10 protein-coding genes are annotated in these 11,349 nt (G+C 71.0%); 6 read left to right on the top strand and 4 right to left on the bottom strand.

The window, feature by feature from the left end; genetic code table 11:
• Positions 1-819: FHA domain-containing protein (locus AB0I67_RS30650; protein WP_357930394.1), on the top strand; the 819-nt coding region annotated here is incomplete at its 5' end.
• Positions 820-841: 22 nt separating this feature from the next.
• Here AB0I67_RS30650 and AB0I67_RS30645 read toward each other — a convergent pair.
• Both AB0I67_RS30645 and AB0I67_RS30640 read right to left on the bottom strand, forming a co-directional pair.
• Positions 842-1,330 (bottom strand): hypothetical protein, encoded by a 489-nt coding sequence (locus tag AB0I67_RS30645; RefSeq protein WP_357930391.1) that lies wholly within the window; start codon positions 1,328-1,330, stop codon positions 842-844.
• 110 nt (positions 1,331-1,440) lie between these two features.
• Complete coding sequence (locus AB0I67_RS30640; protein WP_357930389.1) at positions 1,441-2,511, bottom strand: GNAT family N-acetyltransferase; 1,071 nt, start codon at positions 2,509-2,511, stop codon at positions 1,441-1,443.
• A gap of 63 nt (positions 2,512-2,574) precedes the next feature.
• Here AB0I67_RS30640 and AB0I67_RS30635 point away from each other — a divergent pair, with 63 nt between their 5' ends.
• From AB0I67_RS30635 to AB0I67_RS30615, 5 genes are all read left to right on the top strand, one after another.
• A complete protein-coding gene (locus AB0I67_RS30635; protein WP_357930387.1) occupies positions 2,575-3,423 on the top strand; it encodes a tRNA (adenine-N1)-methyltransferase in 849 nt (282 codons plus the stop codon).
• 204 nt (positions 3,424-3,627) lie between these two features.
• Positions 3,628-5,388, top strand: coding sequence for a proteasome ATPase (gene arc, locus AB0I67_RS30630; protein WP_357930384.1), 1,761 nt, complete (start codon positions 3,628-3,630; stop codon positions 5,386-5,388).
• 189 nt (positions 5,389-5,577) lie between these two features.
• Positions 5,578-6,738 (top strand): acyltransferase, encoded by a 1,161-nt coding sequence (locus AB0I67_RS30625; protein ID WP_357930381.1) that lies wholly within the window; start codon positions 5,578-5,580, stop codon positions 6,736-6,738.
• 72 nt (positions 6,739-6,810) lie between these two features.
• Positions 6,811-8,325 (top strand): depupylase/deamidase Dop, encoded by a 1,515-nt coding sequence (gene dop, locus AB0I67_RS30620; protein ID WP_357930378.1) that lies wholly within the window; start codon positions 6,811-6,813, stop codon positions 8,323-8,325.
• 109 nt (positions 8,326-8,434) lie between these two features.
• Positions 8,435-8,644 carry a ubiquitin-like protein Pup gene (locus tag AB0I67_RS30615; protein WP_357930375.1) on the top strand — a complete coding sequence of 70 codons (210 nt, stop codon included), beginning with the start codon at positions 8,435-8,437 and terminating at the stop codon, positions 8,642-8,644.
• A gap of 150 nt (positions 8,645-8,794) precedes the next feature.
• Here AB0I67_RS30615 and AB0I67_RS30610 read toward each other — a convergent pair whose 3' ends face one another.
• Both AB0I67_RS30610 and AB0I67_RS30605 read right to left on the bottom strand, forming a co-directional pair.
• Positions 8,795-9,829 carry a DNA polymerase IV gene (locus AB0I67_RS30610; protein ID WP_357930373.1) on the bottom strand — a complete coding sequence of 345 codons (1,035 nt, stop codon included), beginning with the start codon at positions 9,827-9,829 and terminating at the stop codon, positions 8,795-8,797.
• 23 nt (positions 9,830-9,852) lie between these two features.
• The gene (locus tag AB0I67_RS30605; protein ID WP_357930371.1) at positions 9,853-11,157 is read right to left on the bottom strand and encodes an extracellular solute-binding protein; all 1,305 of its coding nucleotides are present in this window, start codon (positions 11,155-11,157) and stop codon (positions 9,853-9,855) included.
• Positions 11,158-11,349 lie beyond the last annotated feature (192 nt).

The following is an 11,349-nucleotide window of genomic DNA, read 5'->3' as shown; positions in this document are numbered from 1 at the left end:
CTGTCCGGCCTGCTCACCGACCCGGCCGCGACCCGCGTGGCGATGGAGAACGAGGTCAACCTCGCCGCCATCGCCGAGCACCGCCTCGGCGCCGGCGCGGAGCAGCAGCCGTTCGAGCAGCCCGGACCGCCGCCGTTCGAGCAGCAGGGCCCCCCGCCGTTCGAGCACCAAGGGCCCCCGCCGTTCGAGCAGCAGGGTCCGCCGCAGCCGCACTTCGAGCACGGGCCGCCGCCGTTCGAGCCGGGTGCGCCCTTCGACCACCACCCGCCCGGCAACGGCGCCGGCCCGGAGGGCGAGCAGCACCACGGCGCCCACTCGGGCCCGCAGGAGCAGCACGCCGACGGCCAGAACCTGGTCTACGGGGTGGACTGCAAGAACGACCACTTCAACGACCCCCGCCTGCCGTACTGCGCCTCCTGCGGGGTGGCGCTGGTGCAGCGGACGCTGGTGCCGTACAAGGGGCCGCGCCCGCCGCTGGGCATGCTGATCCTCGACGACGGCACCGCGCTGCCGCTGGAGAGCGACTACCTGCTCGGCCGCGATCCCGACCGCGCGCCCGAGGTGACCGGCGGCACCGCCCGCCCGGCCAAGGTGACCAGCCCCGACGGCTCGGTCTCGCGCAGGCACCTGCGGGTGGCGCTCGACGGCTGGGACGTCAACCTGGTCGACCTCGGCTCGGTGAACGGCACGCAGATCCAGCCGCCCGGCGACCCCAACTTCTACGACATCCCGCCGAACGAGCCGGTCACCATCACGCCGGGCACCACCGTGCGCATCGGCGTCTCGCGCACGATGCGCTTCGAGGCCCGCCGCTCCTGACCGCCTCCGCCGAGGCGGGGGTTCAGCGGAACGCCTGGACGCCGCGGAGCATCCGCACCGCGGCCTCCAGGCCACGCGCCGCCTCCAGCGCGCGCCCGCCTGCCGTGGCCAGCCGGCCCAGCAGGTGCTCGTCGCCGTCGTCGAAGGCCCGTCCGGCGGCCCACAGGTAGGCCTGCCCGCGCGTGGCCATCGGCACCGGCACCGCCAGGAAGCCCGGCTCCCCGAACTCCGGCTCGTACGGCAGGCGGACCCCGCCCTCGGCGCCGGCCAGCACCTTGAGCGTCACCGACTCGGCCAGCCAGGCCCGCACCCGCAGCGGATCGCCCGGCGGCGCCTGCACCCGCACCGGCCAGGCGCACTCGCGCAGGGCGTCCACCTCCACCAGCCCCGCGCACCCCGTGCCGGCCAGCGCGGCGGCCGAGCGGACGAGGCGGTCCAGCACCTCGTCCGCGTCGAGCCGGCGCAGGGCCGCGACCAGGTCGTGGACAGGCGAGCAGGCGGGCATGGCCATAGGGGAACCCCCGAGGTGATCACGGGACACTCATGGGCGGTGACCCAGAGTCTTACCCGCCGCGCCCGCTTTGGCCAGACCTGATCCGGAAATCCGGATTTCTCGGGCGGTCAGGAGCGCAGCCGCAACCAGAGCACGTCGTCGGTCCGCGTCCCGTCCGGCCGCGGGAACAGCTCGCGCTCCACGCCCACCCGCTCGAACCCGGCCCGTTCCAGCACCCGCTGCGACGCCTCGTTGGCCACGTCGGTGCCCGCGACGATGCGGTGCAGCGCGGTCTCGCGGAAGGCCCAGTCCACCAGCAGCCCGAGCGCCCGGCCCATGTACCCGCGCCCGCGGAAGGCCGGGACGAGGGAGTAGCCCACCATGGCCTGGTCGAGCGGCTGCACGACCTGCGCGAGCTGGATCTGCCCGGCGAACTCCCCGGTGGCCGCGTCCCGGATGGCCAGCTCGACCCGCTGGCCGGTGGCCCACCAGAACTCGGTGGTACGGCAGCGCCGCAGGAGCTGGTCCATCGGCGGGACCGGGTTGACCGAGTACCGGACCGTGAGCGGGTCGCTGAGCAGGGCGTGGAAGTCCGCCGCGTCGCCGGCGTCGATCGGCGTCAGCCGTACCACCCCGTCGGTCAGCTCGTCGAAGCGCGGCAGGTAGCGCGAGGCGGGCTCGCCGGGGTCACCCGGCAGCCGGGAGAAGAGCGCGTGGTCGGCGCGGCGCCCGTCGCGCAGCACCCGCAGGTCGCGCAGGACGCCCTCCAGGGAGAAGCCGGCCGACAGGGCGGCCCGCACGCTGGCGAGGTTCTCCACGTTGGCCGACAGCTCCATCCGGGCGACGCCGCGGTCGAAGGCCCAGTCCGTGACCGCACGGGCCGCCCGCGCCGCGATGCCCTGCCCGCGGGCCCAGGGGGCCACCAGGTAGCCGATCTGGCACGTCCCCCACCTGTCGGGCCCGGTGACCCCGACGGCGCCCTGGTAGCCGCCCTCAGGCCCGGAGATCACGAACTGGGTGCCCTCCCCGGCCTTCTTGATCCAGGCGTGGGCGTCCTCCAGCGTGTACGGCGAAGGCAGCAGGGGGAGGAAGTGGGCGGTCACCGGATCGTTGGCCGCACGCATGATCGCCTCGGCGTCGTGCTCGGTCGGGGGCCGCAACACCAGGGGGCCGGTGGAGATCGTTTCACGGGGAAGCATGGGTCCATTGCTATCAAACCGCACCCGGACTGAGCCCCCCGATTTGGCCCTAGCCTTGTCCGCATGGGTTTTCGCAGGCACGGGCCGTTCCAGCCCGGGGATCAGGTGCAGCTCACCGATCCCAAGAACAAGCGCCACACGATCACGTTGAAGGAAGAGGGGATCTTCCACACCCACAAGGGCGCGATCCCGCACTCCGACCTGATCGGGCAGCCTGAGGGCTCCGTGGTGCGCTCGTCGGGCGGCACGCAGTACCTGGCCTTCCGCCACCTGCTCCAGGACTACACCCTGGCGATGCCGCGCGGCGCGGCGGTGATCTACCCCAAGGACGCGGCGCAGATCGTCGGCATGGCCGACATCTTCCCAGGCGCCCGCGTGATCGAGGCCGGCGTCGGCTCGGGCGCGCTGACCTGCTCGCTGCTGCGCGCGGTCGGGCCCGAGGGGCACGTCACCTCCTACGAGCGCCGCCAGGACTTCGCCGACATCGCGCGCTCCAACGTGGAGAAGTTCTTCGGCGGGCCGCTGGAGTCGTGGCGCCTGGTCGTCGGCGATCTGGTCGAGTCGATCGACGAGGGTGACGTCGACCGGGTCATCCTCGACATGCTCGCGCCGTGGGAGTGCGTGGACGCGGTCGCGAAGGCGCTCACGCCCGGCGGCGTGATCTGCGTATACGTGGCCACAACCACCCAGATGTCGAAGACCGTCGAGACGATTCGGGATCATGGGAGTTTCACCGAGCCCCACGCGTGGGAGACCCTGAGTCGCGACTGGCATGTCGAGGGACTCGCGGTCCGGCCCGATCACCGGATGATCGGCCACACCGGTTTCCTGGTCATGGCCCGCCGCATGGCCGACGGGGTCACCCCGCCGCCACGCCGACGCCGTCCGAAGGGGACCACCGAGGAACTATGACAATTCGGCCACGAGAGCGTGCGGGCGCGGCAAGAGGGAACAGATCATCACACCTCTACGCTGCAAGGACTAAACGCTCTTATGGGGATTAATTACCGAATACTTAGTGTCATTGGACGAATACTGCCCGGCCAGGTTACGGAGGGGCCCGAGATAGGTAAGGTCCTTAGTAGTCGCCCTCGACTGGGAAGGAGGTGACGGGGCGTGGCAGCTCGCGATGATGAGGCTAGGCACGCGCAGCGCGATCGGGAGGTCGCTGACCTCAACACACAGGTCTCCTTCCTCCAAGAGGAGATCACCGCGCTGAGGCGGAAGCTCGCGGAATCACCCCGTCAGGCCAGGATTCTCGAAGAGCGTCTTCACGAGGCACAGGCGAACCTCGCTGCGGTCACATCGCAGAACGAGCGCCTGGTGTCGACGCTCAAGGAAGCCAGAGACCAGATCGTCGCCCTCAAGGAGGAAGTCGACCGGCTGGCGCAGCCGCCGTCCGGCTTCGGCGTCTTCCTCGAGGCCCGGGAAGACGGCACCGTGGAGGTGTTCACCGGCGGCCGCAAGCTCCGCGTGAACGTCAGCCCCGCCGTCGACGTCGACACCCTCAGGCGTGGCCAGGAGGTCATGCTCAACGAGGCGCTCAACGTGGTCGAGGCCCTCGGCTACGAGGAGCTCGGCGAGATCGTGATGCTCAAGGAACTCCTGGAGGACGGCCAGCGCGCCCTGGTCATCTCCCACGCCGACGAAGAGCGGGTCGTCCGCCTGGCCGAGTCCCTGCTCGACCAGCCGATCCGCGCCGGCGACTCGTTGCTGCTGGAGCCCCGCTCCGGCTACGTCTACGAGCGCATCCCCAAGTCCGAGGTCGAGGAGCTGGTGCTGGAGGAGGTCCCCGACATCTCCTACGAGGAGATCGGCGGCCTCATGCGGCAGATCGAGCAGATCAGGGACGCCATCGAGCTGCCCTACCTGCACGCCGACCTGTTCCGCGAGCACAAGCTCCGTCCCCCGAAGGGCGTGCTGCTGTACGGCCCGCCCGGCTGCGGCAAGACGCTCATCGCCAAGGCCGTGGCCAACTCCCTGGCCAAGCAGGTCGCGGAGAAGACCGGCCAGTCCGGCAAGAGCTTCTTCCTCAACATCAAGGGCCCCGAGCTGCTCAACAAGTACGTCGGCGAGACCGAGCGGCACATCCGCCTGGTCTTCCAGCGTGCTCGGGAGAAGGCCTCCGAGGGCACCCCGGTGATCGTGTTCTTCGACGAGATGGACTCGATCTTCCGCACCCGTGGCTCGGGCGTCTCCTCCGACGTCGAGAACACCATCGTCCCGCAGCTCCTCAGCGAGATCGACGGTGTCGAGGGCCTGGAGAACGTCATCGTCATCGGCGCCTCCAACCGCGAGGACATGATCGACCCGGCGATCCTGCGGCCCGGCCGCCTGGACGTCAAGATCAAGATCGAGCGGCCGGACGCCGAGGCGGCCAAGGACATCTTCTCCAAGTACCTCATCTCCGACCTGCCCCTGCACCCCGACGACCTCGCCGAGCACGCCGGCTCCCGCGAATCCACCATTCACGGGATGATCCAGAGCGTCGTCGAGCGCATGTACACCGAGAGCGAGGAGAACCGCTTCCTGGAGGTCACCTACGCCAACGGTGACAAGGAGGTCCTGTACTTCAAGGACTTCAACTCCGGCGCGATGATCCAGAACATCGTCGACCGGGCCAAGAAGATGGCGATCAAGCAGTTCCTCGACAGCGGCACGAAGGGCCTGCGGGTGCAGCACCTGCTGGCGGCCTGCGTGGACGAGTTCTCCGAGAACGAGGACCTGCCCAACACCACCAACCCCGACGACTGGGCCCGCATCTCCGGCAAGAAGGGCGAGCGGATCGTCTACATCCGCACCCTCGTGTCGGGCAAGCAGGGCACCGAGGCCGGCCGCTCCATCGACACGGTGGCCAACACCGGCCAGTACCTCTAAGCACCACCCGCGAAAGGCCCGCACCGCCCGGTGCGGGCCTTTCCGCTGTCTACGGGGTACGGCAGGCGTCCTGCCACCGAGCGCACGCGTCACTGTCGCCAAAGCTGTCACATGCGTCTCAAAGTGGAAATAAGGTGTCACACGGGACTTCCCCCACGCCAGCCACACGCTTCCCAGGGATGGACACCGGTGACACCCCCTCCCCGCCTGCGCGAACTCGACGCGTTGCGCTTCCTGGCCGCGTTCGCGGTGATGGCCTTCCACTACCTGGCCGCGTTCAAGTCGATCTGGGTGACCGAGCCGAACCACATCTTCGCCCCGGTCGCGCCGGTGGCCACCCTGGGCATCCTCGGCGTCGAGCTCTTCTTCCTCATCAGCGGCTTCGTCATCCTGATGAGCGCCTGGGGCCGCGGCGTGGGCGCCTTCGCCGTCTCCCGCTTCGCCCGGCTCTACCCGGCCTACTGGTTCACCGTGCTGGGCATCTGGGCGCTCTACACCTTCACCAGCGTCCAGGGCTTCCGCCCCAAGTTCGACGTGGGCGACTACCTCTGGAACCTCACGATGGTCCAGGCGCTGGCCAAGGTCGGGCACGCCTCCGGCGTGTTCTGGTCGCTCTGGGCCGAGCTGCGGTTCTACGTGCTGATGGCGATCTTCGTGGTGGTCGGCATCACCCTCAAGCGCTGCTACGCCTTCATGGGCCTGTGGACCCTCGGCGCGCTGGCCGCGGAGTTCACCGCCAAGCAGTGGCTGCACCTGCCCGAGCTGAACGAGTGGCTCACCCTGTTCTTCATGCCGCGCCAGGCGCCCTACTTCATCGCCGGTATGGCCTTCTTCCTGCTGTGGCGCTTCGGGCACTCGTTCCTGTCGTGGTTCTTCGTCGCGCTCAGCTTCGGGCCGTCGGTCTACGCCGCGCTGGAGCGGGTCGGCAGCCGGGTGAAGTCGAAGGGCTTCGAGAACTTCCCGGCCTCCGAGATCGGCGTCTGGATCGCGATCATCCTCATCTACGTGCTCGTCGCCGCGGTCGCCCTGGGCTGGCTGCGCTGGATGACGTGGAAGGGCCTGACGATCCTGGGCGCGCTCACCTATCCGATCTACCTGGTCCACCAGACGCTCGCCGCGGTCGTCATCCCGCCGCTCAAGGACGGCATGAACCCCTGGCTCCTGGCCGGGCTCACGATGCTGATCTCGATCGCCGTGTCCTACCTGGTGTACATCCTGGTGGACAAGCCCGGCCAGGCGCTCCTGCGCCGCCTGATGCCCCGTGACAAGGGCAAAGGCCGGCGCCGCCGTACCCCGTCGGAGCCCATCCAGGAACTGGCCCCGCGAACGCATCAGGCATCTGTGCCATAACGGAGTGCTGGCCGGGCATCAAGAAAGGGCTAGGCTCGGGAGAGCAGGCAGACCGCTAGACATGGGGTGCGCATGACGGTGCGTCGAGTGATGGGCATCGAGACCGAGTACGGGATCTCCGTACCGGGCCAGCCGGGCGCCAACCAGATGGTGACCTCCTCACAGGTCGTCAACGCCTACCTGGCCGCCTCGGCGGCCCGGGCGCGCCGGGCTCGCTGGGACTTCGAGGAGGAGAACCCGCTGCGCGACGCGCGCGGCTTCGACCTGGCCCGGGAGGTGGCCGACCAGAGCCAGCTCACCGACGAGGACCTCGGCCTGGCCAATGTCATCCTGACCAACGGCGCGCGGCTCTACGTCGACCACGCCCACCCGGAGTACTCCACGCCGGAGTGCACCAACCCGCGGGCGGCGGTCATCTGGGACAAGGCCGGCGAGCGCGTCATGTACGACGCGGCGGTGCGCGCCTCGGCCGTGCCGACCAACGCGCCGATCCAGCTCTACAAGAACAACACCGACGCCAAGGGCGCCTCCTACGGCTGCCACGAGAACTACCTCATGCGCCGGGCCACCCCCTTCGCCGACATCGTCCGGCACCTGACGCCCTTCTTCGTCTCGCGCCAGGTCGTCGTCGGCGCCGGCAAGGTCGGCATCGGCCAGGACTCGCGCAGTGAGGGCTTCCAGATCAGCCAGCGCGCCGACTTCTTCGAGGTCGAGGTGGGCCTGGAGACCACCCTCAAGCGGCCGATCATCAACACCCGCGACGAGCCGCACGCCGACCCGGAGAAGTACCGGCGGCTGCACGTCATCATCGGCGACGCCAACATGTCGGAGATCTCCACCTACCTGAAGCTCGGCACCACCGCGCTGGTCCTGGCGATGATCGAGGACAACTTCCTCACCCGCGACCTGACCGTGGACAACCCCGTCCAGGCGCTGCGGGCCGTCTCGCACGACCCGACCTGCCGCTACGAGATCTCCATGCGCGACGGGCGCAAGCTCACCGCGATCCAGCTCCAGATGGAGTACCTGGAGCAGGCCCGCAAGTACGTCGAGGAGCGCGGCGCGGCCCAGGAGGAGATGACCAAGGACGTCCTCGACCGCTGGGAGTCGGTGCTCACCCGGCTGGCCGACGACCCGATGCAGCTCTCCCGCGAGCTCGACTGGGTCGCCAAGCTGGAGCTCCTGGAGGGCTACCGCAGCCGCGACGGCCTCGCCTGGTCGCACCCGCGCCTGCAGCTCGTCGATCTTCAATACTCCGACATCCGCCCCGACCGGGGCCTGTACAACCGCCTGGTGGCCCGCGGGCGCATGCAGCGCCTGGTGACCGAGGAGGCCGTGCAGCGGGCCGTGGAGAACCCGCCCACCGACACCCGGGCCTACTTCCGCGGCCGGTGCCTGGCCCAGTACAGCGAGTCCGTCGCGGCGGCCTCCTGGGACTCGGTCATCTTCGACATCCCGGGCCGGGAGTCGCTGCAGCGGGTGCCCACGCTGGAGCCGCTGCGGGGCACCAAGGCCCACGTGGGCGAGCTTTTCGACCGCTGCCGCACCGCGGCCGACCTCGTGGCCGCGCTGACCGGCGGCGAATGACTCCTTCTCCTGCCCGGACACGCTCCGAAGATCGCGGCGCCATCCGCGCGCAAGGTCGGCCGGTTCGGGGAAAGATAAGGACAGACGAGTCCCCCATGCGGAGGTAGACATGGCAGCGAAGGACACCGGCGGCCAGAAGCAGGCCGGCAAGCGCGAGGGTGAGGTCGAGGAGACCGAGGCCAGCGCAGGCTCCGACGTCCAGGAGCGGCACGAGAAGCTCACCGACGACGTCGACGCGATCCTGGACGAGATCGACGAGGTGCTGGAAGAGAACGCGGAAGAGTTCATCAGGGGATATGTGCAAAAGGGCGGCGAGTAGGGCGTAACCGTCCGGCGTCGCCCGCCGGGGACCCGACGACACGCGACACGACGACGACACGACACCACACGACGACATGACGACTGGGTGCGCGCGCCCGCCCGTCCAGGGCGGGCCCCGCGCCCCCCTTAGCGCCGGCCGTACGGGCTGCTAGCCGGGCAGGTCGGCGAACTCGACGCCGACGCCGAGCAGGCGGACCGGCCGGCTGAGGTCGAAGCGGTCCAGGAGCGCCAGGGCCGTGGCCTCGACGAGGCCGGGGTCGGTGGTGGCGGCAGCCAGCTTCGACTGCCGCGTCAGGGTGAGGAAGGGGCGCAGCCGTACCTTCACCGTCACCCGGACGATCTCCCGGCCGGCGGCCCGCGCCTCATCGGCCAGGCGGACGGCGAAGGCGGAGACGTGCCCGGCGATCTCGCCGGGATCGGTCAGGTCACGGGGAAAGGTCGTCTCGTGGCTGTGGCCGCGAGGGACCCACGGAGTGTCGGTGACGGTGGTCTCGCCCTTGCCCAGGGCCAGATAACGCAGCCAGGGGCCGTTGGTGGGCCCGAAACGGGCGGCCAGCTCGGCCGGATCGGCCGCGGCGAGCTCGGCGACGGTCCGCAGGCCGAGGGCGTCGAGCTTGGCGGCGGTGCGGGCGCCGATGCCCCACAGCGCGGTCACCGGCCGCTCGCCCATGACCTCCGCCCAGTCCTCGCCGGTGAGGCGCGAGATCCCGGCGGGTTTGCGGAACTGCGCGGCGAGTTTCGCCTGGTGCTTGTTGTCGCCGATGCCGATCGAGCAGCTCAGGCCGGTGCGGTCGAGGACCGCCCGCTGGATCGAGCGGGCCAGCGCCTCGGGGTCGTCGCCGCGGTAACTCAGGAAGGCCTCGTCCAGCCCCCACACCTCGACCGTCACCGCGAACTCCCGCAGCACGGCCATGACCTGCGCGGAGGCGCGCTCGTAGGCGGGCAGGTCCACGGGCAGGAAGACCGCCTCGGGGCTCTTGCGGTGCGCGGTGCGCAGGGGCATGCCGGAGTGCACGCCGTGCTCGCGGGCCTCGTAGGAGGCGGTGGCCACGACCGTGCGGGGGCGGGCGGGGTCGCCGTCGCCGCCGACCACGACCGGCCGGCCACGCAGGCCCGGGTCGCGCAGGATCTCGACGGCGGCCATGAAGGCGTCGAGGTCGAGGTGGAGGATCCAGTCCCGCATCCCTCCAGTGTCCAGGACGCCGCTCAGCCGGCGACGTTGGCGGGGCCGCCGACCAGCGTTTCGAGGGTGCGCTGGTAGGACTCGGCGGCGTGGCCGGGGGAGCGGCCGGCCACGACGGCGGCCACGGCCTCCCGCAGGGCGTCGGCGACCCTCGGGTACAGGCTCACCGGCGGCGGGAAGGCGGTGAGCGGCAGCGCCTGCTCGGCGGCGAAGCGCAGCATCGGATCGGCGGCCAGGACGCGGGCGTTGACGTCGCGGCGCGGGGTCGGGCGGGGCCGGCCGGCGAGTTCGGCCTCGACGGCCGAGGCCGAGTGCAGGAAGGTCAGCAGCTTCCAGGCGGCGGCGCGGTCGCGGGTGGCCGGGTTGAGGACGCGGAGGGTGCCGGTGGAGAGGCTGACGTGGTCCTGGCCGCGCAGCCCGCCGCCGGGGCGCTGGGCGGGCAGCAGGGCGTACCCGACGGCGGCCTCACGGCCGGGCAGGGGCCGGGTGCCGCGGGCCGGGTCGAGGACGGTGTGCCAGAGGGCGTCGGTGTCCAGATGGATGGCGCTCTTGCCGGCGGCGAACCGCGACCGGGCGAGGTCCGGGGTGTCCAGGCGCTCGGCGAGGCGCTCGCCGTACACCTGGTCGTAGAGGCCGAGGACGTCCTTCACCGCCCGGGAGGCGCCCGCCCACCTGCGGTCGGCCAGGAGTTCGGTGCCGGTGCCGGCCAGCAGGGGCAGCAGGCCGTCCAGCGCGGCCGTCTCACCGGTGGGCAGGTGCAGGGGGTACGGCACGCCGGCCGCCTTGAGCTTGCGCGCTGCCTCCAGCAACTCGGCCCAGGAGGCGGGCCGCCAGGGGTCCGGCAGCCCGACGCGGCGCAGCAGGGCGCGGTTGTAGAACAGCAGCCGCGCGTCGACCGTGCGCGGGATGCCGTAGCGGCGGCCCTCGAAGACGGCCAGGCCCTGGACGGCCTGCGGGATCTGCGCCCACCCGGTCCAGCCGTCGGCGCCCGGTCCCGCGGTCTCGGCCAGGGGCTTGAGCCGCCCGGCACGGGCCAGGTCGCCGAGCCAGCGGCCGTCGAGTTCGATGATGTCCGCGCCGCGCCCGGCCTGGAGCTCGGCGCCGAGCGCGGCCTGATCGGCCGGGGCGGGACGGACGCCGACCTTGATCCCGGGGTTGGCGCGCTCGAACTCCGGCACCGCCCAGCGGGTCAGCCACTCCCCGGAGCCGGCGACCGTCAGGGTCAGCGGGCCGGTGGCCTCCGGGCCCGCCCCGCACCCGCCCGCGAGCGTGAGCAGCGGAGAGAGCAGCGCTGTGAACAGGGCCGCGGCCAGGGTCGGACGTCGCACATCGGCCTCCCGGGCGGACGGACGTGCGGGGCACCCCGACCATCGCACGCGCCCGGCGGGCCGTAAAGGACACCCGGCGTCACCGGATGTGACGGAGGTGACAGGAATGAACGATCAACGCCTCCCGGCCGGTTCGCCGCGAGCTGATCGGGGGAAGTGCATGCTGCGACGGAAGATGAGTAGGGTCAAGCC

Origin of the sequence: Nonomuraea sp. NPDC050310 (assembly GCF_040655795.1) — a bacterium.
Classification (GTDB): Bacteria; Actinomycetota; Actinomycetes; order Streptosporangiales; family Streptosporangiaceae; genus Nonomuraea.
Note: the sequence above shows the minus strand (reverse complement) of the source record. Positions and strands in the feature narration are given on the sequence as shown.

Coding starts and splice junctions, on each gene's coding strand:
- AB0I67_RS30640 (WP_357930389.1), bottom strand. CDS start 2,511: ATGCTTCCCCGTGAAACGATCTCCACCGGCCCCCTGGTGTTGCGGCCC.
- dop (WP_357930378.1), top strand. CDS start 6,811: ATGACGGTGCGTCGAGTGATGGGCATCGAGACCGAGTACGGGATCTCC.
- AB0I67_RS30615 (WP_357930375.1), top strand. CDS start 8,435: ATGGCAGCGAAGGACACCGGCGGCCAGAAGCAGGCCGGCAAGCGCGAG.
- AB0I67_RS30635 (WP_357930387.1), top strand. CDS start 2,575: ATGGGTTTTCGCAGGCACGGGCCGTTCCAGCCCGGGGATCAGGTGCAG.
- AB0I67_RS30645 (WP_357930391.1), bottom strand. CDS start 1,330: ATGGCCATGCCCGCCTGCTCGCCTGTCCACGACCTGGTCGCGGCCCTG.
- AB0I67_RS30610 (WP_357930373.1), bottom strand. CDS start 9,829: ATGCGGGACTGGATCCTCCACCTCGACCTCGACGCCTTCATGGCCGCC.